Raw genomic sequence first — 14123 nt, 5'->3', positions numbered from 1 at the left:
AGGAGGTTGTGGAAAGAAAGCTGGGAGCAATTGAAATCTCACAAAAAGTCAATAAGTATTTTATTTTTATCTATTTAAAAAACTTAAACTATTTAACGGAAAACAACAGGTTCCTGATCTCACTTCCAGCTTCCAGCGTTTTTTCATAATTTTGAAGAATGGAGATGACATATTTAATCGTAGGTTTTATAACCGGTGCCTTATTAGGTGCCGTTATTTTATATTTTATGCTGAAATCTTCAATGGTTTCAAGGGCTTCTTATGACGAGATAAACAATTTATATATAAGAAAGAATTCTGATCTGGAAAATATCAATCAAAAAATCCAGGAATTATATCAGGACATCAATCATGAAAAAGATCAGAATCAGCAACAATCAGATCTTCTCAATGATCTTAAAAATGAATATGCAAAAATTTCCGCGGAATATTCATCTTTAAATAGTCAGTTTCAGGAACAGAAACAAATTATTTCCAAACAAGCCTCGCAGCTTGAAAGCCTTCTTACGGAAAAGCAGCATTTGTATGCGCGTAACTCTGAACTTTCGGCAGTGAATGAAAATTTACAGAAATCACTTCAAACCCAGAAAGAAGAAATTATTAAGATACAGGAAGATTCAAAGGTTCAGTTTGAAAATTTAGCCAATAAAATCCTCGAGGAAAAAGCTGAAAAATTTACCGCTCTGAATCAAAATAACCTTAAAACTATTCTTGAGCCTTTTCAGGAAAAGATCACTGATTTGAAAAACAGGGTAAATGAAGCTTATGAAAAAGAAAATAAGGAGCGTTTTTCACTGGCTGAAAAAGTAAAAGAACTGGCAGAGCTCAATCAGCAGATTTCCGAAGATGCAAAAAAACTGACCCGGGCCTTAAAAGGAGAAAGTAAAACACAGGGAAACTGGGGAGAAATGATTCTTGAAAGCATTCTTGAAAAATCAGGACTGGTTAAAGGAAGGGAATATTTTCTAGAGCATGAACTGCGAGATGAAGATAACAAGGCATTATTCTCAGAGTTTTCAGGAAAAAAAAATGCGCCCGGATGCGGTCGTAAAGTATCCTGATGAAAGAAATGTTATTGTGGACTCCAAGGTTTCCCTAACTGCCTTTACAGAACTAGTAGACGAAACCGATCCTGAAATCTACGCCATTAAATTAAATCAGCATCTATCGTCCGTAAAAAATCATATCTCTCAATTAAGTCAGAAGGCTTATGATGATTATGGCAAATCTTTAGATTTTGTGATGATGTTCATTCCGAGTGAACCGGCTTATATTGCAGCAATGCAGGCCGATCAGAATTTATGGAATTTTGCTTATGACAAAAGGATCCTGCTTTTAAATCCAAGCAACCTGATTACTTCCTTAAAACTCATTGCAGATCTCTGGAAACGAGAATACCAGAACAGAAATTCCATGGAGATTGCAGACCGGGGGGCCAGATTATATGATAAGTTTGTAGGTTTTGTAGAAAACCTTGAAAAAGTAGGTAAAAATCTAGATCAGGCCAAAAATGTTTTCAATGATGCTTATAAACAGTTATCTACCGGAAATGACAACCTGATTATCCAAACACAAAAACTTAAATCCCTGGGAATAAAAAATAAAAAAGAGCTTCCTCAAAGCCTTATTGATAATAGTGAAAATATAACCAGCATAGAATAATGATCAAATGAAAAAAACACAAATTATTTTTGCAATAAGCCTTGTTATATTCTTGATTTCTTTAACACAAGTAGCTGTTTACACGCAAGGGCGTGAAACCGATGCTTCTAACTGCTTTCTTTTAGGATGGCTTGAGCTAGAAAATAATATAGCCTGGTTAGCCAATCCTTTATTGTTTATTTCCTGGCTTGCCCTACTTTTAAAACAGGTTAAAGTATCTGTTATTTCCAGTCTGATCGCTTTCTGTCTGTCATTATTTTATTTTTCATCAAAAACGATAATTATTGATGAAGCAGGTAACGAGTCTGCCATCATTTCTTTTGGTGCAGGATATTACCTGTGGGTTACCAGCTGTTTGTGTATGGTAGTTGGAAGCAGTATTCTTTTAAACTCATCTAATAAAGAAAAACATAGTAAGCTTTTCTAAATACAGCTACTGAATTTTAATATTTCTCTTTCTCATCCTTTTTCAGTTCTTAGGAAACAAAAACCGATCAATAAATTTCCATAATTTTGCAGCATGTTAATAGAAAGTTTTCAAAACGATAAAATCAAGAATATTACTAAGCTTCTTACAGATAACAGATTTCGTAAAAAATCTAAAATCTTTGTAGTAGAAGGCCAACAGGAAAATGAAAGGGCTCAGAAATTTGATTTTGAACCGGTCGAATTTTATATCTGCGAAAAAATTTTCAAAGGAGAAACTCCTCTTGGGAAGGTATTTTATGTCAGTGAAAAAGTATATGAAAAAATTGCATACAGAGGCACTTCGGAAGGGATCATTGGAATTTATAAAGCCAAAGAAGCTGACCTTTCCTCTTTTAAACCTAATAAGGATGCAACTGTAATTATTGTTGAAGGAATTGAAAAGCCAGGAAACCTTGGTGCTATTTTAAGAAGTTGCGAGGCCTTTGGAATAGATGCACTGATTATTACAGATGCAAAAGCTGATTTCTATAATCCTAATGTGATCCGATCAAGTGTCGGATGTCTTTTCGGAATGAAAGTATTCCAGGCCGGGAATGAAGAGACCCTTGATTTTCTGAAAAAGAATCAGTTCGGTATTTATACAACCATTATGGACAAAGACTCTGAAGATCTCTACAAAAGGGATCTGACCCAAAAGTCTGCAATCTTATTCGGAACCGAGCATTCGGGTTTAAGTGATTTCTGGATTGGCAAAGGGGAAAATACATTAATTCCTATGGCAGGAAGTATAGATTCTTTAAATCTTAGTAATGCCGTAGCCATTACGTGTTACGAATCCCTGAGACAGAAAAAGGAATAAGGAAGATAATATATATAATAAAAAAACCGCTTCGCTGAGCGAAACGGTTCTTTTATTTAGTAACGTACTAGAATTATTTCTTAGCAGCGTCTTTAACTTCTTTAGCAGCTTCTTTAGTTGCATCTTTAGCAGCATCAGCAGCACCTTTAGCAGCATCAGCAGCTCCAGCAGCAGCACCTTTAGCAGCGTCAGCAGCAGCAGCAGTAGTTGCAGCAGCAGCACCTTTAGCAGCGTCTACAGTAGCAGTAGCAGCAGAATCAACAACTTGAGCAGCAGAATCAGCTACAACAGCAGCAGAATCAGTAGCAGCAACAGCAGCAGAATCAGCAGCACCTTCAGTAGAAGTAGCTTCAGTTTTTTTACAAGCAACTAGAGAGATTGCAGCGATAGCAGCTACGAATAACGACTTTTTCATAATAAATTAAATTTAATTTTGTTAATATTGTTTTATAAAATTTTCTTTCGTTCTGTTATTTGAACAAGACAAAGGTAGAGCAGATAGAAAGTTTGTCTATGAAAAATAATTGTAATACCTTTGTAAAACAATTTTACAAATAAGTACAACTGATAATCAATAACTTAATCACTTTATATAAACTTGACAGATTTAGATCTATTACACTTTGAGCAGCTGAAAAGGGATGTACAGGCTCAATATTTAGAAGAATACACTCCTTCCTATGATGATATTTCTAAATGGAAGGGGATTGATATTATCTATTTTCAGGAGGATCTTCGGAAAAAGGCGAAGGGAAACATCAGCGAAAAATCATTTTACACTTATTTCAAGAACTCACCGGTAACAAAATTGCCTAGGATAGACATGCTCAATTTATTGAGTATTTATGCGGGATACGACTCATGGTACGAGTTTAAAAAGCAACATCTTTTTGCAGGAGAATTATTACAGGATGAGAAAGATCTCAGCGATGAAGAACTGCAGGAATTGGAAGAAACGATCAATCAGCTACCTTCAACTCCAAAAAATGATGATCAACCACAAAAAAACGCCTACAAAAGGGCAAGAAAATGTTGATTTACAAAAATCAAATACTGAAAATCAAACAGTTAACCAAAATCAAAATTTCAACACTTTATCCGATACGGTTTCCCCTGAACCGGAAAAAAAGTTCATGAAAAAGAATGCCTGGGCCATGATAACCTCTATTTTAATTATCATTACCGGAGTTTTAGGCTTTAAGGATGAAATTTTCTCCAAAGAATATAAATATTGTTTCACAGATGCAGACAGAGGGGTTGCAGTAATCAATACCTTAGAAATAAAAGTATTTAAAGAAAACGAATCCCCGATCCTGTTTAAAATTAATCCGGGAGAATGTTTCAGGTATTCTACGAAGGATAAAATTCTGAAAATGCAGATCACGGCACCTTTCTACGAACCTCTAACTGTTAACAGAAGCCTGGAAAACGCCCCTGAGGAGGAAATGATCGAAATGAAGCCGGATGATTATAAAATGGCGGCTTATTACTTCTCTATCAAGGATGTAAAGGGAGGAAATCCGGAAGAACAATTTGCCCTGATCAAACAAAAAAGAAAACAGTTAGAAAATTTAATCAGCAACAGTGCCGTAATTTATCAGGTATATGACAACGATACGTATGGTATAGAAACTTTAGACAAACAAAAATATATTACCCTTGTGACGACTCCTACAACATCCCTGAAAAATTTAAAGGTGATTGAGATGAAAAAGGATGATAAGGGTAAAATAATATCTATTAAATTTAAAATTGCAAATACTGATGAAAAGAATAAATAAATTTTTAATTGCCTTATTACTGATAACAGCTTTTATTTCCTGTAACAATAAGAAAAGCGAGGTAAGTGATCTGGATAAATTGAGGAACAGCAATAATACAAAAACCTATCCGGCAGTTCAGATGGACAGTATGCAGGCTATTAATTCTATTACAAAGCAGAAAGTGCAGGAGCTTTTAGACTTATCTACATTATACCTGTCAGGAAAAAGAAATACGGAAATTGATACGGTAATTTACTCCCAGATGGAAAGCTATTTTCACAAACCGGACAGCCTTACCTTCAAAAATCTTTTCAGGGAACTAGACAGCTTAAAGGTGAAATCCGTGAAAGTAAATAACCTGGAAGTACATAAGGACTTTTATAAAAAAGATACTTTGGATTATGCAAAATTCAATGTAGAGTATTTCGACGATAAGAACAGATCACTTGGAACTTTTGAGAAAAACGCTCAATACACCCTTATGTCAAAACCAATAAAATTCAAAAAAGAATTCAAATTTTACTTTTTAAAATTCTATTCCTCTCCTGTAAAGAAAGACAGTACCTCAGTAGGAGTAACCAAATAATCTAAAGGAATATCATTTTCCCAGATATCATCTATAATCTCATCGGGATTGAAGTAATTCACCCCGATTTTTTTTTGGTTTTCCGTAAAGTTCCTGAAAAAAGCTGTCATAAAAACCTTTTCCATATCCTACCCTATTTCCTAAACCATCGCAGTAGAGAACAGGGGTTATCACAAGGTCAAATTCCTTTATGCCGGAATCCTGATTGGAAACAGGCTCTAAAATCCCCCAAGAACTGGTTTCAAACAGGGAGTCTTTACATATTTCAATTGAAATAAGCTTCTGATCAACAACTTTCGGGACGAAAACACGAATGCCATTATTTAAGAAATACTCAACAAAAATCTGAGTATTGATCTCATTAAACTTTGCAATAGGAAGAAAAATATGCACCTTCTGACCTGGGAATGGCTTAAAAAAATTAACAAAATTTTTGAAAATCGCTTCAGATAACAAGAAAACCTCATCAGATGACAAGGTTTTTCTTTTTTGCATATATTCTTTTCTAAGTTCGGACTTTAGCATTTGTACTACTCTTCTCGTTATACTCCTTCCGAAGGTTGTCCGATCTTATATAATTTATCTGACAAACGAATTCTAAAAGGAATTTCAAAAGTAACCTGATCTCCTTTTTTTGCCGTTTCACTTGAGCTTCCATTCACATAAATCTCAGTAATGGTCAATTCCTTTTCACCTGTTGTGGGTCCTGAAATCAATACTTTGTCACCCACGGTAAGTTCTTTATTTTCAATCAGGAATTGTCCGATCTTTGATTTTGAATAATAATGTTCTGCTTTCCCAATCAATACTTTTTTAACCGCTATTTTTTTGCGGATATCTTTGGTTTCGGCTTTTGCTAAAGGTTTAGCAGGTAAATCACCGGAATTCTTAAATTTCAAAGCATCAGATTTGCCTTTTCTGAAAACCTTGTTTCCTACCTGTAATCCTTTCCTTAATTTCACCTGTTCTTCCATTGGCAAATGTATGATATCCAAACACTCTGTAGAGCAGCAGTTTTCCATTGCCGCTTTACATTCATCACATTGGATAAAGAGTAGATGACACGCATCATTAGAACAATTGGTATGATTGTCACAAGGCTTTCCACACTGGTGGCACTGTGAAATGATATCATCTGTAATTCTTTCGCCTAAACGGTGGTCAAATACAAAGTTCTTACCGATGAATTTACTTTGTATTCCTTCCTCTTTTATCTGGCGGGTATATTCAATAATTCCACCTTCTAGCTGGAACACGTTTTTAAAGCCCTGATGTTTAAAATAAGCACTGGCTTTTTCACAACGGATCCCGCCGGTACAATACATCAACAGGTTTTTGTCTTCTTTAAAATCCTGTAATTGCTCGTTGATAATCGGTAAGCTTTCTCTGAAGTTTTCCACATCAGGTGTAATAGCCCCTTCAAAATGACCGACTTCACTTTCATAATGGTTCCTAAAATCAACCACAATGGTGTTAGGATCCTCAAGCATATTATTAAATTCCTGAGCTTTTAAGTGAACCCCTTTATTGGTTACGTCAAAAGTATCATCATTTAATCCATCGGCAACGATTTTATGTCTGACCTTTATTGTTAATTTTAAAAAAGAATGATTGTCTTGCTCAACAGCTACGTTCAAACGAATTCCTTTCATAAATTCATACACCTCCAGTGTATCGCGGAAAGCCTCAAACTGATCTGCAGGAACGCTCATCTGAGCATTGATTCCTTCGTGAGCAACATAGATACGCCCTAAAGCATCAAGTGCATTCCAGGCTATAAATAATTCGTCGCGAAATTTTTTGGGATCTTCAATTTTGGCATACGCATAGAAAGACAATGTAAGACGTTCCTTACCGGCTTCATCAATAAGTTGAGCTCTTTCTTCTGCGCTTAAGGTGTTGTACAGTTGCATGCTATAAACGTTTTAAGTGAGAAAAATTTTTGCAAAGATAATCATTTTTTCTATTAGCCCTATTCTCGGTTTAAAACACTATCTTTAATGGTGCTGAAGAAAAAGATTAATAAATATGGTAATTTGTTGTATGAAAATACAGATAATTTAACCTTTGTGACAATACAACCATCTATATGTCATATTGTCTTTAATAAATTTTTAAGTTTCGTTAATTGAGATTTCATCAATTATCAGTAATACCATAAAAATACCGTATTCCTGTTAAATTTTAGTTAAAGTTGAAACACATTGCACTAATTGCACACCTATTTAGCATTAAATTTGTTTACTGTAAAACCAGAATTAATTAATAAAAAATAAAAGAAGATATACAATGAAGAGTACTTTAAAAAAACTATTACCATTTGCTGTAGTAGGAGTTATCTCAGGAGCTACTACCGTTGGCACGATACAATATTTCGGTCACAATGCCAACAACGGAGACCAATCTTATTTTACTAAATCTGCCAATACTTCTTTCGCTGGAATGAATACGGCAGCTACAGGAGATGATTTTGTAAAAGCTGCAAAAACAACAGTTCCTGCTGTAGTTACCATTAAAAATTACCAGACCAGGACTTCAAGCAGAGCATCGGAGCAGGATTTATTTGATTTCTTCTTCGGAGATCCTTTTGGAGGAAGAGGCGGACAACAAAGACAGAAACAACAACAGATTCCGGACAACATGCCTTCAGGGATGGGTTCAGGAGTTATCATTTCTCCGGACGGGTATATCATTTCAAACAACCATGTTGTAGCAGGTGCCAATAAACTGGAAGTTGTTTTAAGCAATAAAAAGTCATATATCGCTACATTAGTAGGAACCGATCCTAATACGGATATTTCCTTATTAAAGATAGAAGAAAAGGGACTACCCTATTTGAATTTTGCTAATTCAGACAACATTGAAGTAGGGCAATGGGTTCTTGCTGTCGGTAACCCTCTTGGATTGAACTCTACGGTAACTGCCGGTATTATTTCCGCAAAAGGAAGAGGAATCGGTATTCTTGGATCACAAGGAAAAGCAAGTAATCCGATTGAAAGTTTTATCCAGACAGATGCTGCCATTAACCCTGGAAATTCAGGAGGAGCACTTGTAAATGCCAATGGCGACCTGATCGGGATCAATTCGGCCATTCAATCTACCACAGGTTATTATCAGGGATATGGATTTGCAATCCCTTCTAACCTGGCAAGAAAAATTGTTGAAGACATTAAAAAGTTTGGAATTGTACAGAGAGGATTCTTAGGAGTTGCTTCTTTAGACCTTTCAGATGATCAGCAGGTTGCTATGTACAACAAGCAGAAAAAAGCCAACGTTAAAGTAGGTTCCGGAGTTTATGTTACAGAAGTTACGGACAACAGTGGTGCTGAAAATGCAGGAATCAAAAACGGAGATATCATCACTAAAATAGACGGAACATTAATTACAGACTTTGCAGATCTTTCTATGGCGGTAGGAAGCAAACGTCCTGGTGATAAAGTTCAGGTTACTTATCTGAGAAACGGTAAAGAAAATGTGACTACGGTTACTTTAAAAGACCAGAAAGGAGGAACTTCTACGAGAACTAAGGCTGACCTTAGCGTTACAGAAAAAATAGGATCTGAATTTGAACCATTAAGTGACTCCTTTAAAACCAGCTACGGACTAAACAGTGGTGTTATCGCTAAAAACGTATCAGAAGGAAGCGAAATGGCTAAAATAGGAGTTGTAGATAACTATATCATTATAGAGATCAACGGTAAGCCTGTAAACTCACAAAAAGATGTTGAAAAGATCCTTGACAAGTATCAGGGAAATGTTCAGGTGAAGTTTGTGGATGAATATGGAAGAATCTATACAAAAGGTTTCAAAATGCCTTAATCAATAAAGAAACTATAAATAAAAAAAACGCTGCAAATGCAGCGTTTTTTTTTATTTTGTTTTATTCATTTTATCAGCAATCCTCTTTTTCTTATTCCTCTCATAAATAACTTCTACAATCTTACCTCCGATCCAGGAGAAAGGGAAAAAGGTAAGAAATATAGAAATTTTATAAAATGTAGGATGGTAAGGAAATATAATAACATCCAGCATTGCTATGAACAGCATGATAAAACCAATGAGAATAGCATAGGCTACTTTAGCATATTTTACAATAATCGCGGTTGCCACACCTCCTATTGTTGTTCCTAAACCGGAAATAAACAACAGAAATCCAAAAAAGGCTCCGTCATTTCTCATGCTGTACAGAAATCTTTGCCAGTGTTCAAAAGGGGCAAAAGCGTCAAAAGTAATCCACTGCGGAAAAGCTCTTATACCAAGAGTAATAATAAGCCCTGCAATACCAAGACCTACCAACACCGCAAATGTATTTCTTATAAAGCTCATTAATCCTGATGTGCAATCATCGAAATTTCAATATCAACATTCTTAGGCAGGCAAGATACCTGTACCGTTTCACGAGCCGGATAGCTTTCTGCATCCAGATAAGATGCATAAATATCATTCATCACAGCAAAATCATCCATACTCTTAAGAAATATTGTCGCTTTTACAACGTTTTTAAAAGTCATCCCCGCTTCAGTAAGAATTGCCTCAAGGTTTTTCATTACCTGATGAGTTTCTTTCTCAATTCCTTCTACCAATTTACCTGTTGCAGGATCTACAGGAATCTGACCTGAAATATATAAAACTCCATTAGCCATATTTGCTTGTGAGTAAGGTCCGATTGCTGCAGGAGCATTAACTGTGTTGATTATTTGTTTCATATGCGGATATTTATTTTTTTATCTATACTATCACCATTTGCTTTATCCCTCTTCCGGGACTTTAATGGATTCAGCAAAATTTATTTTGGGTGCAAATATAAAATTTATTCTCAAAACTCCACCTTATATTAGAAAGGTGCATTCGGTTGGGTAAAACTTCTATCCTTATATTTAAGTGCATCACTCAGAATATTAGCTTTTATCCCAATAAAAAAGTCATATACCTTATATTGTCCGAAAGGAACCCAGTTAAAATTAATCGTAAAACTTCGCTGATCCCTGGAGAACCCTATCCTTGTATATGCCAGCTGTTTGGTGATCATATCGTAGTGTGTACTCCCGTTAATGTTCCAATAAGGAGTAAGCTTAATACTTCCATCCAATCCTACTGAAGCAATTTTCGTCCCAAATCTGGATAAGTTTTTGGAATAAGCGTAGTTTGCATTAACATTCAAAGTCCATGCCTGATCAAAATGAGCATAATGATCATCATCGAAATAATAATTTTCATTTCTTATTTCTCCTTTAGACTGGTATTTTTTAGCATAATCTGTTTTAGCTCCAAAGATCTCACTGCTTAAAGGATATGACACCTGAATATTGAACCCCTGTACACTAAATCCCCCAAAACGTTCAGTCCTGATACCAGTATCTGATCCCGGAACAAAAAGAATTTTATATGGATCTAATGACAGGCTGGTATTAACACTTAATTTATTCTCAAAAAATGAAGATTGTCCGTTAATTGAGAAAATTGACCATGGATGGTCTTTAGCAGCAAAATTATAACTTCCGGAAAGGTTTAATGATTCGAAGATTTTTATTTTCTTCACTCCTGTAGAGTCTTTCTTAGACTTTACCTTCATTTCAATGTTATTCCCTATATTAAAACCTAATGATCCTTGCATACCACTTGTAGGCGATCCTACAATCCCACCGTCAAAAATAGAATAAGGAGTTAAAGCCCCGTTGGCATCATAATAATTCTTATAGTACCCGAATCCAGGTTTTCCGAAGTCAGGAGAATAAGTGAATCCGATACTTGGGGTCATCATATGCCTGATGGCTTCTATTGCAGATCCTTTTTTGAAATTAAGCATTCCGTATAATGTAGTCTGTAAACTCGCTGTACTTGAAAAATAAGAATATCCTGCAATCTGCTTATTCACCTGGTCTACCACTTTATTAGAATTGTTGCTTAAAGGATCATAATATCTGGTAAGGGTCTTTGTTGTCAGGGCATTATTAATTGTAGTTCCTAAACTGAAGGTAAAATATTTAGCAACGGTGGTATTCGTCCCTAAAGTAATATTATTCGTAAGGCCTGTTTGAAGCTTATCCCACATAGCCTTAGTAAATAGCTCCCCTTCGTTTGTTGTCACAAAGTTTGTTAAATTTAATCCGGTATTTACCGTAATATTTTCCAGAAGACCTTGTCTTACTCCGGTTTTTGATTTAAATAAATAAAACTGATTGATTGCAACGTTCATTTGCGGCAAACGAAGATCTGCCAATCCGGTAGCAAAGTTCTGTGAATACGATGCCGTTGCCGTAACAGTAGCAGGAAGTTTTAAGAACCTTTTAGTCACGGTAACCGTCGAGTTCTGCTGGGTATTCAATACATTCTGATTGAATATATAGTTATTGTTGATGGTATTATTATAGAATTTATTACTTACGATATCTACCGATGCAGAAAATGTAAGAAACGGATTTGCTTTTGTATCCTGCGTATGTCTCCAGGCAATCCTGTATGTACTGCTTCTTGAATAATCGTCCAATCCTTTAATTCCTCTGATGGTCGTTCCTATATCAGCGGTGAAATTCCCCGAGTACCTGTATTTCTTTACATAGTTCATTTCCGGTCTCACGTTCCAGCTTCCTTTCGTATAAATGTCAGCAAGGACTTTCATATCAAAATGGTCTCCAATGGGCTGATAGTATCCGATGCCATTCAGGAAAAACCCTACATCCTGTCTTTCCCCGAAACTGGGGATCAGGATACCTGCAGACCTTTTACTGGAAAACGGTAAAATAGCAAAAGGCATAATTAGAGGTGTAGGCACCTGCTCTATATACATTTGTATCGGTCCTGTAATAATCTGGGATTTTTCTTTGGTTTTTACCAGTTTGATATTGGAAGCGAGCAAATGGTAATCTGCAGCAGTATCTTTTTTCTTCAGGAAATACTCATCTGTAGTATATAATGCGTGTCTCATTGCAAAAACAGAGTCATTATACTTTTTTGTTTTATTGGCAATGATTACCCCTTCACTCTCTTCTGTTCGTGCATTATAGGCAATCGCCTGTCTTGTCTTATAATTATAATTGAACTGATCCGTCTCATACTTTTTCCCGGCCTGGGTAGTAAGTACAGGTTCTATAATCTTCTTTCCTAAAGAATCCTGCTTTCCACGGGCATAGATCAGATTTTTCTGCTCATCAATAGAAATATAATCCGCATCAATCTGCATATCCTGATATTTTACCTGAGCTTTTTGGTTCAGGTATATCATTTTTTTTAGGGAAATCTCTCCGGATATTATCCGCTTTTGTCATAAGAACATCATCTAATGATTCCTTCTTTGCAACAATGGTATCCTTTTTGGAAATAGTATCATTAATTACCGTATTTTTAGGCAATTTTTCAGGGGTTTTCTGTGCTAAAAAATTGTTAAAAATTAGGATAATTAAAATTTGTAATATATTTTTGAGGACGGTTTTGGCCAATTTTATTGTATGTAATTAAGGCTCAAAATTAATATAATTTTTAAAACTGTAAGATGTACAAACAAAAATTTAAAATAATTTTATCATTTATCCTCATTCTTTTGAGCCAATTTATTTTTTCACAAAAAAAAATTTACGATCGTTTTAGATGCAGGACATGGAGGCAGTGATTCAGGGGCGAAGAGGACTTATAGTGATATTGGACTTCTTGCTGAAAAAGATGTAACCCTTTCAGTTGTCCTAAAATTAGGAAGGATGCTTGAAAAAAATAAAGACTTTAAAGTAATCTATACCCGCAAATTTGACGAATATCCTTCTCTTTCCGACAGAACCAATCTCGCGAACAGAAGCAAAGCCGACCTTTTTATCTCGGTACACTGTAACTCAGCACAAAGATCTTCAGCTTACGGAACAGAAACCTATGTACAGGGGCCCGACCAAAATGACACCAACCTGGAAGTTGCCAAAAGAGAAAATGATGTGATCTTTCTTGATGAAAAAGACAGACAGACCTTTGGTTCCTATGATGCCAGCTCTCCGGAATCTTTGATCGCATTAAAGCTTCAGCAAAGCAAATACCTGGAATCTAGCTTATTATTCGGTGGATTGGTAGAAGATAACTTTGTAAATAAAGACAAAAGATTTTCAAGAGGTGTTTTCCAAAAGAACCTGCACGTTCTTCGTATGAATGCAATGCCTTCCGTACTTATTGAGACCGGATTTATCAATCATGCAGAAGAAAGTCACTATTTAGCCTCGGACAGAGGACAGGAAGAGATTGCAGAAAGTATCTATCAGGCGATTATCGATTATAAAAAAGCAATTGACAGAAAGTCAGGAGGTCCTTCTATGATCGCAACCAAAAAGCCTGAACCAGAAAAACCTGTAGAAGTTGCATTAAAAAATGATTTCAGGATCCTGCTAATGAGCTCCCCTACTAAATACAATGATGGAGATCCAGCTCTTAAAGGATTAAATTACATTCTTCCTATCAAAGAAAACGGACTGTACAAATATTATTATGGAGTAACGAATATGGCTTCCGTAAAAGATATTAACCTTAGAACAGCCAAAGATGCCGGATTCAAAAATGCATTTGCCGTAGGATTTATGCCGAACCAAAAACTAAGTACCGGATACTATACGATAGAGGTGTATGTAGGAGATAAATTAAATGGTAACTCATTTATTCTCCAGACCCTGAAAGACGTGGAAAGGAATAAAGAAAGTGGAGTTTTCTACTACACTTATGGAAAAGTATACACATTGGAAGATGCTGTAAAAATCCAGAAAGAGCTTGAGACAAAGGGCATTAAGAATACTATCATACAAAAAGTTTACAGATAGTGTAAAAAATAATTTTGAAGTTAAGAAGTTAATTATTACTT

General features: G+C 35.5%; 12 protein-coding genes and 2 pseudogenes. 8 read left to right on the top strand and 6 right to left on the bottom strand.

From position 1 onward, the window contains the following. The first annotated feature begins 158 nt into the window (after positions 1–158). From ACJ5H0_RS14435 to ACJ5H0_RS14425, 3 genes and pseudogenes are all read left to right on the top strand, one after another. Positions 159–1662: pseudogene (locus tag ACJ5H0_RS14435) on the top strand (DNA recombination protein RmuC). Positions 1663–1669: 7 nt separating this feature from the next. Beyond that, positions 1670–2089, top strand: a complete 420-nt coding sequence (locus ACJ5H0_RS14430; RefSeq protein ID WP_172284592.1) for a hypothetical protein — start codon at positions 1670–1672, stop codon at positions 2087–2089. A 93-nt stretch (positions 2090–2182) separates the two neighbouring features. Next, the gene (locus ACJ5H0_RS14425; RefSeq protein WP_411250017.1) at positions 2183–2950 is read left to right on the top strand and encodes a TrmH family RNA methyltransferase; all 768 of its coding nucleotides are present in this window, start codon (positions 2183–2185) and stop codon (positions 2948–2950) included. A gap of 73 nt (positions 2951–3023) precedes the next feature. On the opposite strand, the gene ACJ5H0_RS14420 is transcribed toward ACJ5H0_RS14425, so the two are convergent. Further along, positions 3024–3365 (bottom strand): hypothetical protein, encoded by a 342-nt coding sequence (locus ACJ5H0_RS14420; RefSeq protein ID WP_172284597.1) that lies wholly within the window; start codon positions 3363–3365, stop codon positions 3024–3026. A gap of 183 nt (positions 3366–3548) precedes the next feature. Between ACJ5H0_RS14420 and ACJ5H0_RS14415 the strand changes: the two genes are divergently transcribed. The 3 genes from ACJ5H0_RS14415 to ACJ5H0_RS14405 all read left to right on the top strand — a co-directional run bounded on the left by ACJ5H0_RS14415 (position 3549) and on the right by ACJ5H0_RS14405 (position 5299). After that, entirely contained in the window at positions 3549–3986 is a 438-nt protein-coding gene (locus ACJ5H0_RS14415; RefSeq protein WP_411250016.1) for a hypothetical protein, read from the top strand. A gap of 97 nt (positions 3987–4083) precedes the next feature. Beyond that, positions 4084–4731, top strand: coding sequence for a hypothetical protein (locus ACJ5H0_RS14410; protein ID WP_411250015.1), 648 nt, complete (start codon positions 4084–4086; stop codon positions 4729–4731). Continuing rightward, entirely contained in the window at positions 4715–5299 is a 585-nt protein-coding gene (locus tag ACJ5H0_RS14405) for a hypothetical protein (RefSeq protein WP_172284601.1), read from the top strand. The genes ACJ5H0_RS14410 and ACJ5H0_RS14405 overlap by 17 nt, the downstream gene beginning before the upstream one ends. Before the next feature lie 39 nt (positions 5300–5338). Here the strand turns inward: ACJ5H0_RS14405 and ACJ5H0_RS14400 are convergent, their stop codons facing one another. Together ACJ5H0_RS14400 and trhO are read right to left on the bottom strand one after the other, a co-directional pair. Then, positions 5339–5794 carry a 5-formyltetrahydrofolate cyclo-ligase gene (locus tag ACJ5H0_RS14400; protein ID WP_411250014.1) on the bottom strand — a complete coding sequence of 152 codons (456 nt, stop codon included), beginning with the start codon at positions 5792–5794 and terminating at the stop codon, positions 5339–5341. Positions 5795–5841: 47 nt separating this feature from the next. Then, positions 5842–7212, bottom strand: a complete 1371-nt coding sequence (gene trhO / locus ACJ5H0_RS14395) for an oxygen-dependent tRNA uridine(34) hydroxylase TrhO (protein WP_345990885.1) — start codon at positions 7210–7212, stop codon at positions 5842–5844. Between the two features lie 376 nt (positions 7213–7588). On the opposite strand from trhO, the gene ACJ5H0_RS14390 reads away from it, so the two are divergent. After that, positions 7589–9118: a trypsin-like peptidase domain-containing protein gene (locus tag ACJ5H0_RS14390; protein WP_172284607.1), complete on the top strand. Its 1530-nt coding sequence runs from the start codon at positions 7589–7591 to the stop codon at positions 9116–9118. 51 nt (positions 9119–9169) lie between these two features. Here ACJ5H0_RS14390 and ACJ5H0_RS14385 read toward each other — a convergent pair whose 3' ends face one another. The 3 genes and pseudogenes from ACJ5H0_RS14385 to ACJ5H0_RS14375 all read right to left on the bottom strand — a co-directional run bounded on the left by ACJ5H0_RS14385 (position 9170) and on the right by ACJ5H0_RS14375 (position 12735). Next, complete coding sequence (locus tag ACJ5H0_RS14385; protein ID WP_172284609.1) at positions 9170–9625, bottom strand: hypothetical protein; 456 nt, start codon at positions 9623–9625, stop codon at positions 9170–9172. Continuing rightward, positions 9625–10005 carry a RidA family protein gene (locus ACJ5H0_RS14380; protein WP_045491236.1) on the bottom strand — a complete coding sequence of 127 codons (381 nt, stop codon included), beginning with the start codon at positions 10003–10005 and terminating at the stop codon, positions 9625–9627. Before ACJ5H0_RS14380 ends, ACJ5H0_RS14385 begins: the two co-directional genes overlap by 1 nt. A gap of 128 nt (positions 10006–10133) precedes the next feature. Beyond that, positions 10134–12735, bottom strand: a pseudogene (locus tag ACJ5H0_RS14375) (putative LPS assembly protein LptD). A 138-nt stretch (positions 12736–12873) separates the two neighbouring features. Between ACJ5H0_RS14375 and ACJ5H0_RS14370 the strand changes: the two are divergent. Then, the gene (locus ACJ5H0_RS14370) at positions 12874–14082 is read left to right on the top strand and encodes an N-acetylmuramoyl-L-alanine amidase family protein (RefSeq protein WP_411250362.1); all 1209 of its coding nucleotides are present in this window, start codon (positions 12874–12876) and stop codon (positions 14080–14082) included. The last annotated feature ends 41 nt before the right edge of the window (positions 14083–14123 follow it).

This window comes from Chryseobacterium proteolyticum (assembly GCF_046591535.1).
Classification (GTDB): domain Bacteria; phylum Bacteroidota; class Bacteroidia; order Flavobacteriales; family Weeksellaceae; genus Chryseobacterium; species Chryseobacterium proteolyticum.
The sequence above is the reverse complement of the archived record's forward strand: the minus strand, read 5'-3'. Positions and strand labels throughout refer to the sequence as shown.